This window comes from Clostridium estertheticum subsp. estertheticum, assembly GCF_001877035.1.
Lineage (GTDB): Bacteria > Bacillota > Clostridia > Clostridiales > Clostridiaceae > Clostridium_AD > Clostridium_AD estertheticum.
In genome coordinates, this window is the sequence record NZ_CP015756.1 from 2,065,768 (window position 1) to 2,082,277 (window position 16,510).

Annotated in this window: 13 protein-coding genes; all 13 read left to right on the top strand. The window is 30.0% G+C overall.

All coding sequences use genetic code 11. The annotated features are described in order from the left end of the window. The first annotated feature begins 163 nt into the window (after positions 1 to 163). Positions 164 to 949, top strand: coding sequence for an ABC transporter ATP-binding protein (locus tag A7L45_RS09450; RefSeq protein ID WP_373687527.1), 786 nt, complete (start codon positions 164 to 166; stop codon positions 947 to 949). A 2-nt stretch (positions 950 to 951) separates the two neighbouring features. Further along, on the top strand, positions 952 to 2,613 hold the full coding sequence (locus A7L45_RS09455) for a hypothetical protein (protein WP_071612548.1): 1,662 nt from the start codon (positions 952 to 954) through the stop codon (positions 2,611 to 2,613). 121 nt (positions 2,614 to 2,734) lie between these two features. Next, positions 2,735 to 3,373, top strand: a complete 639-nt coding sequence (locus A7L45_RS09460) for an ATP-dependent Clp protease proteolytic subunit (RefSeq protein ID WP_071612549.1) — start codon at positions 2,735 to 2,737, stop codon at positions 3,371 to 3,373. Positions 3,374 to 3,501: 128 nt separating this feature from the next. Then, positions 3,502 to 3,888: an SMU1112c/YaeR family gloxylase I-like metalloprotein gene (gene gloA2, locus A7L45_RS09465; protein WP_071614934.1), complete on the top strand. Its 387-nt coding sequence runs from the start codon at positions 3,502 to 3,504 to the stop codon at positions 3,886 to 3,888. A 289-nt stretch (positions 3,889 to 4,177) separates the two neighbouring features. Continuing rightward, the gene (locus A7L45_RS09470) at positions 4,178 to 4,903 is read left to right on the top strand and encodes a LytR/AlgR family response regulator transcription factor (RefSeq protein WP_071612550.1); all 726 of its coding nucleotides are present in this window, start codon (positions 4,178 to 4,180) and stop codon (positions 4,901 to 4,903) included. Positions 4,904 to 4,937: 34 nt separating this feature from the next. Next, entirely contained in the window at positions 4,938 to 6,248 is a 1,311-nt protein-coding gene (locus A7L45_RS09475; protein ID WP_084647420.1) for a sensor histidine kinase, read from the top strand. 631 nt (positions 6,249 to 6,879) lie between these two features. Then, on the top strand, positions 6,880 to 7,233 hold the full coding sequence (locus tag A7L45_RS09480; RefSeq protein ID WP_071612551.1) for a response regulator: 354 nt from the start codon (positions 6,880 to 6,882) through the stop codon (positions 7,231 to 7,233). Positions 7,234 to 7,296: 63 nt separating this feature from the next. Then, positions 7,297 to 9,672, top strand: coding sequence for a methyl-accepting chemotaxis protein (locus A7L45_RS09495; protein ID WP_076605248.1), 2,376 nt, complete (start codon positions 7,297 to 7,299; stop codon positions 9,670 to 9,672). Positions 9,673 to 9,718: 46 nt separating this feature from the next. Further along, on the top strand, positions 9,719 to 11,827 hold the full coding sequence (locus tag A7L45_RS09500) for a chemotaxis protein CheA (protein ID WP_071612552.1): 2,109 nt from the start codon (positions 9,719 to 9,721) through the stop codon (positions 11,825 to 11,827). A gap of 23 nt (positions 11,828 to 11,850) precedes the next feature. Further along, a complete protein-coding gene (locus A7L45_RS09505; protein WP_071612553.1) occupies positions 11,851 to 12,345 on the top strand; it encodes a chemotaxis protein CheW in 495 nt (164 codons plus the stop codon). Positions 12,346 to 12,359: 14 nt separating this feature from the next. After that, positions 12,360 to 14,582, top strand: coding sequence for a methyl-accepting chemotaxis protein (locus tag A7L45_RS09510; RefSeq protein WP_071612554.1), 2,223 nt, complete (start codon positions 12,360 to 12,362; stop codon positions 14,580 to 14,582). A gap of 70 nt (positions 14,583 to 14,652) precedes the next feature. After that, positions 14,653 to 15,465 (top strand): CheR family methyltransferase, encoded by an 813-nt coding sequence (locus tag A7L45_RS09515; protein ID WP_071612555.1) that lies wholly within the window; start codon positions 14,653 to 14,655, stop codon positions 15,463 to 15,465. A 6-nt stretch (positions 15,466 to 15,471) separates the two neighbouring features. Then, positions 15,472 to 16,509, top strand: a complete 1,038-nt coding sequence (locus tag A7L45_RS09520) for a protein-glutamate methylesterase/protein-glutamine glutaminase (protein WP_071612556.1) — start codon at positions 15,472 to 15,474, stop codon at positions 16,507 to 16,509. The last annotated feature ends 1 nt before the right edge of the window (position 16,510 follow it).

Sequence of the window (16,510 nt, forward strand, 5' to 3'; positions counted from 1 at the left end):
TTTAATTTTTTATAGTATAACAATAAAATTTTTCCGAATATAATAATTTGACTATAATTGTAAAAAAATTCCCATATTATAAAAAGTTCTTGTATTTAATTTACAAAATTATGTAGTATAATAAAGAACATAAACATATAAAACATTTTAAGGGGTGGGAATGATGGAAAGCTCAGAAAGCATAATATCAATAAAGAATTTACAAATGAGTTACGGTAACAAGTTAGTGCTTAATGGTATAAATTTGGAGATTCCTCGCGGCCAGATTATAGGATATATAGGGACTAATGGTGCTGGTAAAAGCACCACTATAAAAATAATGTTAGGTATATTAGAAGGATACTCTGGAACGGTTGAAATACTCGGACAAGATATTAGTAATGGAAGTATAGAATATAAAAAGAAAATAGGTTATGTACCAGAGCTTGCTGATATATATGAAAATTTAACTGCTTATGAGTATATAAGCTTTTTAGGCGGAATATATGGTCTAGAAGAGAAAAAACTTATAGAGAGATCAGAAAAGCTAATGGGACTATTTGCAATGGACAATGTTATAAATTCTAGAATATCCTCATATTCAAAAGGTATGAAGCAAAAACTACTTATAATATGTAGTTTAATTCATAACCCTGATATATTATTTTTTGATGAACCGTTAAGTGGACTGGATGCTAATAGTGTTATGGTGTTTAAAGAGGTTATGAAAACTCTTGCAAAGGGAGGGAAAACAATATTTTATTCATCGCATATAATGGATGTTGTAGAAAAGGTAAGTGATAGAATAATACTATTAAATGCTGGACTAATAGTTGCTGATGGTAGTTTTGAGGAACTAAATAATAATCAAATGGAGGGTTCACTTGAGGAGATATTTAATCAGTTAACAGGGTTTAATGAGCATACAGCGATTGCTGAAGAATTTGTTTCTTTGGTTGAAGAGGTGTAGGTATGAAAAATTTCACGGTTCTTAAGATATTAGATAAATTTCAATTTATATATGTAAAATTAGGAGTTAACTATGAAGTTATGAGAATGATTCTAAAGGTGAAATTAACAATGGATGGCAGGCGGGTAAGCAATGTCATGGGGAAAAATAAAAAGAGTGACGAGAGCCTTGGTAAAAATAATTATTTGAGTTTGCTTATGTTTAATACTTTTATAAGTGTTTTTATTGGTCTAATAATGAATAGTGATATGCCTGCTATGAAAGCTACAAATATTGTAATAGGTATAAATTTATTTATGATGATTTCACTTATGATATCTGACTTTTCAGCAGTTTTATTAGATGTAACCGAGAAAAGTATATTATTACCGAAACCTATTGATAATAAAACCTTTAATGCAGCAAAAACCACTCATATATGTATATATTTAGCGGGCCTTTCACTGTCATTAAATTTAATACCCCTTGTTATTGGTACAATAAAATATGGAGCTTTATTTTTCGTAATATTTTTTATAGAAAATATTCTTTCGGTTTTAATAGTTATAACTTTAACATCTTTATTATATACCATAGTTTTAAAGTTTTTTGATGGAGAAAAGCTAAAGGATATAATAAACTATTTCCAAATATTACTAGCTTTTGTATTTGCATTTGGATATCAATTAGTTTCTAGAGTTTTTAATGTTTCTAATATGAATAGTGAATATATACCTAAGCTCTGGCATGTGATATTACCATCCATGTGGTTTGCAGCGCCATTTGGAATATTGATAGATGGTAATAAGCAACCTATATTAATGTACTTACTAGTACTTGCTGTAGTGGGGCCAATTGTTTTAATTGTGCTTTATTTTAAAAAGGTAATACCATATTTTGAAAAGAACCTTCAAAAATTAAATGCTAAAGGAGGAACTGTAAGCAGAAGGAGTGAAAATAGAAAAGAATTTATAGCAGGACTTGTATGCAAGGATAATATTGAAAAGAGTATGTTTAAATTCACTCAAAATATGATAGCTACAGAACGAAGCCTTAAGCTGAAGGTATATCCAACCCTTGCGATGGCAGTGTTTATGCCAGTTCTATTTGTATTTATGGATAGAAATGATAAATCACTTCTGGATAATATTCAAAATGGTTTTGGTGGAAAGATTCATTTATTAATATATATAAGTATATTCTTATTATGTTTTTGTACAGCATTTATAAATAATAGTGATAGTTTTAAGGGAGCTTTTATATACAAGGTATTACCAATAGAAAATCCTGGGGTAATATTAAAAGGAGCAGTAAAAGGAACTATATTTAAACTTATAATACCACTCTATTTATTGGATTCTATAGTTTTCTTAATACTTAAAGGCCCATCGATAATTATAGACTTAGTTGTAATGTTTTTAGTTCTTTTAATATTATCATTAGTGTATTTTAAATTATCAAATAAGGCAATGCCGTTTAGCGTAAAATTTGCAACAACAGATAGTGGAAAACTTATAATGCCATCGATAGTAACTAGCTTGATACTTGGCATATTTGCTGGAATTCATATAGCTATTAGAAATAATATAATATTTATATGTGTTTATGGGATAGTGCTTTTAATAGCTAATGTAATTCTCTGGAAAACTAGTTTTAATGTAAATTGGAAGGATATAGAAATGTAATATCGTAAGAGGTGACTAATAAAAATAAAATATATTTATATGAGGTTGAATGTGGAAAAGAATATCCGCATACATATAATATAATATATGATTTAATAATATGAAGGAAGCAGGGTGAATTATGAGCGCAAATAAAAGCTGGGATATATTTTTTGATGATGAGGTTAAGGAATTAACAAAAATGAATCTACCAGACCCAGAAACCTTAGATTATTATGAGCGGACTAGAAATAGAGAAATTTTTTGGAACTTTGATATTGATGATAGTTTGGTTGATTTTTCATTAATGATTATAAAGTGGAATAAACAAGATAAAGGTAAATCTCCTGAGGAGAGAACTCCAATTAAGATCTTTATAAATTCTAATGGGGGTGAATTACCTGCGGTGCTCAATTTTATAAATGTTATACAACTTTCTAAAACGCCAGTGTATACAATAGGACTCGGAAAAACTTACAGTTCGGGTGGATTAATGTTACTTGCTGGTTCAAAAGGCCACAGATATGTGTTTCAGGATACAACAGCACTAATTCATTCTGGTAGTACAGGGGCTATGGGTAATACGGATAAAGTTTTAGATAATTTCGAATTTACTCAAAGACAAGAAAAAAGAGTTAAAGATTTTATTGTCGCAAACACAAATATTACAGATAAGCTCTATACAAAAAATTATAGAAAGGATTGGTGGTTAATGTCTGATGAAATTATTACACTCGGACTTGCGGATAAAATTGTAGCTGATTTGGAAGAGATATTTTAGCTCTATTATATTAAAAATATATAACTAGGTGATGCTCAACTATGGGGTATCGCATAGTTATAAGTATAATAGGACAAGCTATTATTAAATGTACAACCATAAGTATTAGAAAAACAGGAGGTTTAATAATGAAGTTAAATAAAATTCATCATATAGCAATTATTTGTTCGAATTATGAAAGGTCTAAAAAATTCTATGTTAATATTTTAGGATTAGATATAATTAAAGAGGTATACAGAAAGGATAGAGAGTCATATAAACTTGACTTAGGTGTTTCTGGAAATTATCAAATAGAATTATTCTCTTTTAAGCAATCACCTAAAAGGCCTAGTTACCCTGAAGCAAGAGGATTAAGGCATCTTGCTTTTGAGGTGGACAATATAGATGAGGGTATAAAAGAACTAAATGATAAAAATGTTCTTACTGAAGATATTAGAATTGATGAAATTACGGGAAAAAGATTTACTTTTTTTAGTGATCCAGATGATTTACCTATAGAATTATATGAAAAATAGAAATAAAATATTAAAATAACTCTTTAGACTAGAATTACAAAAAAAAGATCCCTAAAAATAAAAATTTAGGGATCTTTTTATTAAATGATTAATAATAAGTTATGAAACATATTAATTCTATCTATTAAATAAGGGCATTTTAATTGGTAATGTGACAATATATATCTAATTTAGTAAAAGTTTATGATATAATAGGATTGTTATAAAATAAGACTATGGTGAGTATTAAGTGTTAAATTTCAACTTGTCACTTGCCACATGGGTGGCACCATGATTAAAGGGGATACCAATGAATGTATTAATAGTAGAGGATGATATGCTGCAGAGAAAAAGTTTGAAAAAGATGATACAGCAAATAGATAAAGGTATAAATATATATGAATCTGCTGATAAAGATGAGGCTTTAGAAATTACAAACATCTATAGTATAGATGTTTTTTATGTGGATATATGTTTAAATAGTTCATCTGGAGTAGATTTCGCTATAGAAGTTAGGAAGATACCAAAATATGAGTTTAGTTTTATTATTTTCTTAACAACTCATGTTGAATATTTAACTAAGGCATTTAAAGAAGTACATTGTTATGATTACATTCTAAAACCATATGATATGGAAGATGTAGTGAACATGACAAAACACTTTAAATCTCATATTGAAAAAACAAATAATAAGTCCGAAGCAAAAAGATATGTAATAATTGAAGTCAAAAGTGGTGTAAATGTTAAAATATATGTTGATGAAACAATTTTTATAGAGGTATATCTTCGTAAATGTATGATACATACAGTAAATGGTGTTTTTAAAGTTAATAACTTACCGCTTAGTAAAATTCTTAAGATTATAAATTGTAAAAATATAGTTCAGTGTCATAAATCTTTTGCGGTGAACGTTAACTATATAAAAAAAATAGAGAATGTAGATAGTAAATTGAGTGAAATTTATTTCGAGAATTATGATGAAAATGCTCCTTTAGGTTATAAATTCAAAAATGCAATAATGGAACAATTTCAGTAATTAAATTGAATTTGTTATAAAAGGGGAGTGTGTGATGATAATAGTGCTACAATATGCCTTAGTTAGTTTTATTGAATTGTTTATCTTTATGTTATTATGGTCAAAATTTTGTCTTAAGGATGAAAATAATTGGTTGAAAAATATATTTGTAATACTAATAGAAATAATTATACTAATCATAATAAACAAAACAAATGTTTATGTGGATTTTCTTATTCGATGCACGAGTATGATTATTTTTATTAAAATTATTTATAAGAGATCTTTTATAAGGACAATAGTGGAATTTATAGTATTATCGTGTGTAAATATGATTTTGCAAATAATTCTAATTAGTTGTGCACATTTAGTTGGATTTTCGTATTCTGGTAAATATGCAATGAGAATTGTTTTTCTTTTTATAGAATTAATTTGTACCATTATTATAACAAGATGCAACTTTAGTAAAATAGCAAAGAAAGTTATCAAATTGGACTCTAAGATACTATATTATTTTGTAATTAATTTAGGGTTATATATTATATTGTCTAAATTCATATGGGAATATAATAAAAACATAATATTAGATAATCTCTTAGTATATATATTTATTATAATATCAATGATATCGTTAAATATATTTCTATATTATTATATTATTAAAATAAGCGAGGATAAAAAGGTTTTGGAAGTTCAAAACATGTACAAGCCTATATTACTTGATATAGTAGAAGAGACAAGGCGGAGACAACATGATTTTAAAAATTATTTAAACACTATAAATGCAATAGTAGAAGTAAGTAGTGAAAAAGAGGTTAAAAATGAATTAAGAAAGTATATTATGTCACTTAAATATTCAAATGATATTATAGAAAACATCATATATATAGAAAATATTATAATTAAGGCTATAATATACAACAAACTCTGTGAGGCAGATAGATTAAATGTAAAATTCTTATTTAATGTGGCTAATAATTCATTGGATAATAGTTTAAATGATTATGAAATTTCAGATATACTAAATAATTTGCTTGATAATGCTTTTCAAGCTGTTAAAAATGCTACGAAGGATAAGATTGTTATATTAAATATATGTGAAGAAGGAAATGATAATATTGTGGAGGTTAAGAATAGTGGAAGAACAATAAAACCAGACAATATAGAAAATATATTTAAAAGAGGATTTTCAACTAAAAAAGGTGATAATAGAGGATATGGTCTTTTCAATATTAAAGAAATAGCTAAAAAAAGGGGTAGTGATATTCAATTATCATTTGAAGATGGTTATACTGTTTTTAAAATGTCATTTAATCAAATATCTAAAAGGAATAAAAACTCGAAGAGAAGTAAAATAAGCCTTTGATTTCAAGTTGCCACTTGCCATGTGGGTGGCACAGTTTTTTCTGTTTTTCTGTTAAATACTTTAAGAAAAATGATTGAATTAAAGATGAAATGATAAGTATAGATAGTATAAAAGATAATAATGAGAAGTGAAATAAGTAGAAAAATTAAACCTGCACCTATAGCTAATATACTTTTTAAAGTGTTTAGTCTGTAGGTGCCATTTTAATTAATTTGCTTATTTTTTTATTGCAAATTTCAGCACCGAAGGTAATGATTTAAGAAAAGGTGCTATATATATTAACAATTGTAACCATTTTTAAGTATTTATATGAATTATAATACAAAATATATTTAACCGTAAATTATGAATAATTGTAATAAATTATAAAAAAAATTATAATTTTCAATATATTTTATTGAATAAGTGAATATGATGATGATAAACCATTAAAAGAGGTTGTAAACAAATGATGAATTATAAAAGAATTTCGGTTCGAATATATGTTGAAATATGTAATTATCACTATATAATAAGAGTAATAGTAGTTAGTTGTAACTAATATGTAAGTATTTTTTGTAGAAATATATACAATGAAAAGGAAAGAACGAATGTTAAAAGTATAACTAATATTTAGTGGGGGATGGAGTTTATGAAGAGAGTTTTAATTACAGATGATGCAACATTTATGAGGATGTCATTGAAAAGTATGCTTGAAAAGTGTGGATTTGAAATAGTTGGAGAGGCTGAAAACGGATTAGTAGCGATAGAAAAATATAAGATTCTTAAACCGGATATCATAACCCTTGATATTACAATGCCAATAATGGATGGACTTGCCGCATTAAAGAATATAAAGGCAGTTGATAAAAATGCTAAAGTTATTATGATTTCTGCTATGGGACAAGAGTCGATTGTTAGAGAAGCTATAATTTCAGGTGCAATGGGTTTTGTAATAAAACCGTTTACTCAGGAAACAATAACAAAAGCTTTTAGTAAATTCTAATAGAATTATCAACATTTAAAAGTGAAAAATTTCACAAACTGGATAATTAAGGGGGAACAAATTATGAAATGGTTTTATAATATGAAACTTAGTAAAAAGTTAACGCTTGGATTTATTATAGTTGCAGTACTTGCAGGGGTAATAGGTATTGTTGGCATCTTTAGCCTTGTGGCAACACAAAAAAAATCGGAAAATATCATAACTAACTATGGAAATTCACAAGGTGAATTAGGGTTTATAGCTGAGGCATTTCAAAAAACTAGAACAGTCGCAAGGGATCTTATAATAGAAACTAAAGATACTAATTATAAAAAATATCAAGATCAAATAGTTGCAAACGATGAAACAATAGTGAAATATATGGCAGAGCTTAAAAAAACGGTGCAATTGCCAGAAGAACTTTTAGGTTATAATAAATTAGAAAAATCAATAAGTGATTATAACACTTCTCGGGATAAGGTTATAACATTAGCTATTAATAATAAGAATGCACAAGCTTATATATTATTAAAGAGTGAAGCTGGATCACTCGGGGAAATAGCATCAAAAAATATTGATGACAATATAGAGCAAAATTTAACAATTGGAAGTCAACTAACTAAGGATGCACAAAATTCATCAAATCGAATAATAGTAATACTTATTATTATTGTAGTATTGTCAGTAATCGCTTCGCTATTACTTGGGTATTTTATATCAAGGATAATAGGAAATTCAATTAAAAAGCTACTGGTAGCAGCTGATAATATTTCAGAAGGTAATTTAAATGTTGAGGTAGATATAAATACTAAGGATGAAGTTGGGGATTTAGCAAGATCATTTAGTAAAATCATTGTAGCTATAAAATCACTTACAAGTGATGTAAATATGCTAGCAGATGCAGCAGTATTAGGTAATCTAGATACAAGGGCAGACATATCTAAACACAGTGGAGATTACAGAAAAGTAGTAGAAGGAGTAAATAGTACTCTTGATACAATTACTGAGCCAATTAATGAATCTAGAATAGTATTAGCAAAGATGGCATTAAATGACCATACTATGAGTATGACGGGCTCTTATAAAGGTGCTATGAAGGACTTTGCAGAAGATATTAATTCTGTTCATGCTAGAATTTCAGCTGTAGTAAAATTGTTAGTGGAAATATCTGTGGGCGATATAAAAGGGCTTGAAGGACTTAGAAGTGTTGGTAAAAGGTCTGAGAATGATGAATTAATGCCTTCAATGATAGTAATGATGTCAACAATTCAAGATCTTGTAGCAGAAGCAAGCATGATAGCAGATTGCGCATCAAGAGGTGATCTTGAGACAAGAGGGGATATTTCAAAATTTAAGGGTGGATATCGCGAAGTTATAGATGGATTTAATAAGGCACTGGATGCTATGGAAGATCCAATTAATGAATCAGCAGATGTATTAAAGAAAATGGCAAATGGAGACTTAACTATTAGTATGACTGGTAATTATCAAGGTAGTTATTTAGTCATAAAGGATTCTCTCAACCATACTTTAGAGGCTTTTAATGAACTATTAGGAAGTATTACTGACGCATCAGATGAAGTCTTATCAGGGTCTAATCAAGTATCTGATGGTAGTCAGGCATTATCACAGGGAACTACAGAGCAAGCAAGCTCCATAGAAGAATTAACGGCTTCGATAACACAGGTAGCAGCTCAGACTAAACAAAATGCAGTTAATGCTAGTCAAGCAAATGAACTAGCACTTAATGCTAAAGAAGGAGCAGTACTTGGAAATTCTCATATGAAAGAGCTGCTTAAATCTATGGGGGATATAAACGAGTCATCCTCTAATATTTCAAAAATAATTAAAGTTATTGATGATATTGCTTTTCAAACTAATATGTTAGCATTAAACGCTGCAGTTGAAGCAGCAAGAGCAGGACAACATGGTAAAGGGTTTGCGGTTGTTGCCGAGGAAGTAAGAAATCTTGCAGCAAGAAGTACTAATGCAGCTAAGGAAACTGCAGACTTAATTGAAGGGTCTATTAAGAAAGTGGAGGATGGAACAAAAATTGCTAATGATACTGCAGAATCTCTTGATGAAATAGTTGTAGGTGTATCTAAGGCGGCTACTTTAGTTGGGGAAATAGCAGCGGCTTCAAATGAGCAAGCAACTGCGATATATCAGATAAATAAGGGCATAGAGCAAGTTTCAGATGTTGTTCAAACTAATTCGGCAACTGCAGAAGAAAGCGCCGCATCTAGTGAGGAATTATCAAGCCAAGCTTCATTACTTAAGAGCATGGTAGGGAAATTCAACTTAAAAAGAGGCACGACTTCACATTATAATGAGGTATCTTTAGGATCACGAAAGAATCAAACTCGGTTTAAAAACAAATCATTTGATTATGAGGAGGTTGCAGCAACTAAAAACAAACCTAAAATATCATTGAGTAATGAGGAGTTTGGAAAATATTAATTTAAAGAGTTATACAATAATCTAAACAAATGATGAGGTGACGTTTATGTCAAATGATGAAACAACTAGAGAACCAATGCTTGAAATATATCTTTTTGAAGCTACTCAACTGATGGAGCAGCTTGAAGAGATTAGTATTAAATGTGAAAAAAATAAAAGTATTGATACAGAACATATAAATGAAATCTTTAGAATAATGCATACCATAAAGAGTTCATCAGCTATGATGATGTTTAATAATATATCTGTTTTAGCACATTCAATGGAGGATTTATTTTATTTTATTAGGGAAAATAAAGCAGTAAATATAGATTTTGAAAGCTTGTTTGATTTGGTGCTTTTAGGTATTGATTTTATAAAAGGTGAGGTCTTAAAGATTGATAATGATGAGGCTGCTGATGGACCCAGTGAAGAATTGGTGCTAAAAAGTTCAAATCTTCTAACTGTTATGAAAGAAGCTAATAGCGTTACTTTAGAAGAGGTATTACCACAGCCAAAGGAAGATACTAAATTTTATATAGGTACTTATGCAAATCAGGATTTAGAGGCTAAACAGAAATACACTGTAAGAATTTTTTATGAAGATGGTTGTGAAATGGAAAATGTACGCGCATATACTGTAATTCATAATCTTAAGGATATAGTATCAGAAATGTACTACATTCCTGAAGATATAATAGAGAGTAATGAAAGTGTAGAAGCTATCCGTAAAAATGGTTTTTTAATAGGATTTGCTACTTCTATAGAGCAGGAGAAAATTGCAGAAAAACTAAATGAAATTATTTTCTTAAGAGATTTGGAACTTCTTCAAGTGGAAGAATATCCAGAAGAAATTAAAAAGGTAAAAGCGAAAAGCATAATTCAACTTGAAGGGCCTTTAGAGAATATAGAGCTTTTGAGCGATAAAGAATTTATTCAAGAAGAATCTATTCAAATAGAACAAGTAGAAAAAGTGGATACAAATAAAGAAGTTGAGCATGTTGCTAAAGTATCAAAACAGCAAAGTATAATAAGTGTAAATATTTCTAAATTGGATATGCTTTTAGATTTAGTTGGTGAAATTGTTATATCAGAAGCAATGGTTACAAAAAATCCTGATTTAGAGGGCCTTTCCCTAGATAGTTTTAATAAAGCGTCTAGGCAACTTAGAAAACTTACTAATGAATTACAAGATGTTGTAATGTCAATACGAATGGTACCAGTCTCTATGACTTTTCACAAAATGAATAGAATAGTAAGAGATATGAGTAAAAAATTAAATAAAGATGTTGAACTTGAAATTATAGGTGAGGAGACAGAGGTTGATAAAAACATAATAGATCATATATCAGATCCATTAATGCATCTAGTTCGGAATTCATTAGATCATGGCATAGAAGATAAAGCGGAAAGAATAGCCTCTGGAAAACCTTCTATTGGGAAAATAACATTAGAGGCGAAAAATGCTGGCGGTGATGTATTTATAATTGTTAGTGATGACGGACGTGGTCTTGACAAAAGTAAAATATATGAAAAGGCTAAACTTCAAGGATTAGTTACAAGACCTGAGGATGAATTAACGGATAAAGAAATTTTCTCGAATATTTTATTACCTGGATTCTCTACTAATGAAAGTGTTACAGAATACTCAGGGCGTGGAGTTGGTATGGATGTTGTCAAAAAAAATATTGATAGTATTGGCGGATCCATTTCAATTGAAAGTGTGATGGGACGTAAAAGCATAATATCAATTAAAATCCCTTTAACACTCGCAATAATCGATGGACTTGAGGTAGCAGTTGGAAATTCCAAATATACAATACCTATTACATCTATCAAAGAGTCATTTAAGCCAAAAGAGAATGAAGTAATTGCAGATAGTGATGGAAATGAAATGATAATGATAAGAGGAGAAGCATACCCCATATATAGACTTCATAGAATATTCGACATAAATACAAAAGTAACATCATCAATCAATGGGATAATGGTCCTAATTGAAGATAATACAAAATCGGCTTGTTTGTTTGTGGATTCATTAATTGGAGAACAGCAGGTAGTAGTTAAGGCACTACCCACTTATATTAAGAAAGCTAAAGGAATTGCGGGATGTACAATCTTGGGCGATGGTAATATAAGCCTTATTATAGATGTAAATGGAATTTTAGATAGATAAAATAAAAAAAGGTGGTTAAAAAAATGGCAGAAATTTTAGAAGAAATTATGGAAACAGCTGAGGATACTCAAAAAGGAAAATTTTTAACATTTTCTGTTGGTAAAGAGTCTTACGGTATTGAAATTAAGTTTGTAACAGAAATAATTGGTATACAGGAAATAACAGAGGTACCTGAATTACCTGATTATGTAAAAGGAATTATAAATCTTCGTGGAAAGATTATACCAGTTATTGATGTAAGACTTAGATTTAGAAAAGAGCCCAAAGATTATAATGATAGGACATGCATAGTTGTAATTAATATTAAGGAAACTGTTGTTGGACTTATTGTGGATAATGTCGCTGAGGTAATTAATATAGATGATAGTGATATTGTTCCACCACCACAAATGAAAACAGGTTTTCATAATCGATATGTTAGAGGAATAGGGAAAGTAGGAAATGAAGTTAAGCTTCTGCTCGATTGTGATAAGTTACTTAATGATGAAGAATTAGACAAAATTATTGAAACTGTATAATAGGGGGAATAATAATGAAGTTATTTAACAATTTTAAAATAGGCACAAAAATATTATGTGGGTTTTTTATGGTGGCAATTATCGCTATAATAATTGGAATAACAGGTATTATTAATTTAAATACTATATCGAACAAGGATACTGAAATGTATGAAAAAATGACAGTTCCCATGAGTAATCTTTACAATATGAATCATGTTTTTCAAAATACTAGGTCAAATTTGAGAGATATGATTATGTCGTCTAATGAAAAAGATATGCTGGAGTTTGAGAGACAAATAAACGACAATAATGCAAGTTTCACTAAAGAATCTAATGAATTTAAAACAAGTACCATAACTGCAGAGGGTAAAGAACTTATAAAAAATACTGATGATTCTGTACTCGCTTATGAGAAAGTAGCAGCTGATGTGATATTACTTGCAAAACAAAACAAAGATGCTGAGGCAATAGTTTTGATGAATAGTGCAGGTGTAAAAGCAAATGATTTGCTTGCACAAAATATGAAAAAAATGTCAGAAGCGAAGGTTGCTCTTGCAAAAACAGCTTCTGATTCAAATACAGCTACTGCAAACAGTTCAATAAGGTTAATGCTAATACTTATAATACTTGGAGCGACACTTGCTATTGGGTTAGGAGTAATAATAGCAAGAACTATTACTAAACCAATAAAGAAGTTAGTTGATTATGCGAATAGAATTGCAATTGGTGATGTTGATATAGAGATCACTGAATCATCAAAGGATGAGACAGGGACCTTAATGGCTTCGTTTAAGAAAATGGTTGAGAATATACGCGAAAATGCAGCAAGTGCAGAGAGTATATCTAAAGGAGATTTTAATGTAGAGATAAGTCCTAAATCTGATAAAGATGTACTTGCAAAAAGCTTAATTCTAGTTGTTTCTGCGGTTAACAATCTTGAAAAAGAAACAAATATGTTAACAAAGTCATGTGTTGAGGGAAAATTATCTACAAGAGGAGATGCTCAGAACTTTAACGGAGGATATAAAAACATAGTCGAAGGTATAAATAATATATTAGATGCCGTTATAGAACCTATTAAAGAAGCATCATCAGTGCTTCAGGAAATGGCAAATGGTAACTTAAAGGTAAGTATGAAGGGTGATTACAAAGGGGATCATGCGGATATCAAAAATGCATTAAATGACACTATAAATTCTTTATCATCTTATGTAACTGAAATTTCACAGGTTTTAGATGAAATGTCTAATTCTAATCTTAAGTTATCAATAAACAATGAATATAAAGGTGATTTTGCACAAATTAAGGATGCATTAAACCTTATAGTTCAATCTTTTAATGAAGTATTTACGGAAATAAATAATGCTGCAGACCAAGTATCAGCAGGATCAAACCAAGTTTCAGATGGAAGCCAGGCATTGTCTCAGGGAACAACAGAGCAAGCAAGTTCTATAGAAGAATTAACTGCATCTATAACGCAGGTAGCGGCTCAGACTAAGCAAAATGCAGTAAGTGCTAGCCAAGCAAACGAACTTGCACTTAATGCTAAGGATGGAGCTGTGCTTGGGAATTCTCATATGAAAGAAATGCTTAAATCTATGGAGGATATAAATGAGTCATCTTCTAATATATCCAAAATAATTAAGGTTATTGATGATATTGCATTCCAAACTAATATGTTAGCGTTAAACGCTGCAGTGGAAGCTGCAAGAGCAGGGCAACATGGGAAAGGGTTTGCGGTAGTTGCGGAGGAAGTAAGAAATCTTGCAGCAAGAAGCACTAATGCAGCTAAGCAAACTGCAGATTTAATTGAAGGGTCTATTAAGAAAGTTGAGTTTGGAACTAAAATTGCAAATAACACTGCGGAATCTCTTAATGAGATAGTGATAGGGGTATCAAAAGCTGCAACTCTAGTTGGAGAGATTGCAGCAGCTTCAAATGAACAGGCAACTGCAATATACCAAATCAATAAGGGCATAGAACAAGTTTCAGATGTTGTTCAAACAAATTCGGCAACTGCAGAGCAAAGTGCAGCAGCTAGCGAAGAACTTTCAAGTCAGGCATCTATGCTTAAAAATATGGTAGGGAAGTTTAGGTTAAAAAGAAGTGATTTGACATCTTATAGTGAAGTAGCTTTAAAATCTCAGAAAAATATAAATTCTTCTAAAAACAAATCGCTAGCACATTCTGAGGTAGCAGCAACTAAAGATAAACCTAGAATATCTCTTAGCAACAGTGATTTTGGTAAATACTAAAAATATATTAAGGCCATGGTTTGTAGTTCTAATATAGACCATGGTTTTTAATAAAAATAAAGGTGATATTATGATAAAGTTAAAGGAAAGTGAATTTAAAGAACTTACAGGTTATATGAAAGCAAATTATGGAATCAATCTTACAGAAAAAAAACTTCTTATAGAGGGTCGCCTTAGCAATATGATTATAGAAAAAGGGTTCACTAATTTTTCGGATTACCTACAATTCGTTTTTAATGATCCCTCAGGAAATGAAATTAATCAACTTATAAACAAGTTAACTACCAATCATACTTATTTTATGAGAGAAGTCGAGCATTTTAATTATTTTAGGGATACTGTTATGCATTACTTAGAGTCAACTTGTAGAAATAAAGATTTAAGAATATGGAGTGCAGGATGTTCTAGTGGGGAGGAGCCATATACCCTAGCCATGATAATTGCAGATTATTTTGGGAATCAAAAGCCTATGTGGAATACTAAAGTACTGGCTACGGATATTTCCCAAAAGGTACTAGAAGTAGCACAAATGGGTCTTTATTCAAAGGATGCTGTAGATACAATACCTAAATATTGGAGACTTAAATATTTTAGTAAAGTTGATGATGAAAATTATCAGATTGGACAGGAAATAAAAAATGAAGTAATATATAGAAATTTTAATTTGATGACTGAAATTTTTCCGTTTAAAAAAAAGTTTCATGTTATATTTTGTAGAAATGTAATGATATATTTTGAGCCAAAAACAAAGATGGAATTAATAAAGAAATTTTATGATATGACTGAAATAGGTGGTTATCTTTTTTTAGGCCATTCTGAATCCGTAAATAAAAATGAAACTAATTATAAATATATCATGCCAGCTGTTTATAGGAAAGGATAGGTAAGAATGAGTATATTAAAAAAAATAAGGGTGTTAGTTGTCGATGATTCACTACTTTTTAGAGAAACGATAGCTAGAGGAATAGGTGCAGATAGGAGTATAGAAGTAGTTGGAACTGCAGGGGATGCATTCGAAGCAAGGGATAAAATAATAGAGCTTGAGCCGGATGTTATGACTTTAGATGTAGAGATGCCAAAGATGAATGGTATTGAATTTTTGAAAAGGCTTATACCTCAATATCCTATACCAGTTGTGGTAGTAAGTGCCGTAAGTGATAATGTTTTTGATGCTTTGAATGCTGGTGCAGTAGATTTTGTTACAAAGATTAACTCAATAAATGGTAGTAGTAAGGAAGTTTTTATAAATGAGTTAATTATAAAAATAAAAATCGCTTCAATGGCTAAGGTAGGAAATATCAAAAAAGACATTATAAATAAGAGGCATACTGATAAAATAAGATCAAGAAGCAGTGATACAATAATTGCTATTGGCGCATCTACAGGTGGAACACAAGCTATTCTTGAAGTAGTTAAGGGATTCCCTATAGATATGCCTGGTATTTTAATAACACAGCATATGCCTCCTGTATTTACAAAAATGTATGCTGATAGGTTAAATAATCTTTGCCTAATGGATGTTAAGGAAGCTGAAACTGGTGATATCGTTCTTCCAGGGAAAATTCTTATTGCACCAGGAGATAGACATATGGAATTAATGCGTCGTGGAAATAATTATTACGTGGAATGTTCTACTGGTGATAAGGTGAATGGACATTGCCCATCAGTAGATGTATTATTTAATTCAGTTGCAGAGAAAGCAGGAAGTGCAGCCATTGGAGTTATTCTAACGGGAATGGGCTATGATGGGGCAAAAGGTCTTATGAAAATGAAGCAAAGAGGGGCTTATACTATAGGTCAAGATGAAAAGTCAAGTGTTGTCTACGGAATGCCAAAGGTAGCTTTTGACATTGGCGGTGTTATTAAACAATCATCTTTAAAAAATATACCTCAGTTAATTTATTCAATTATAGAAAATGGAAGGTAAT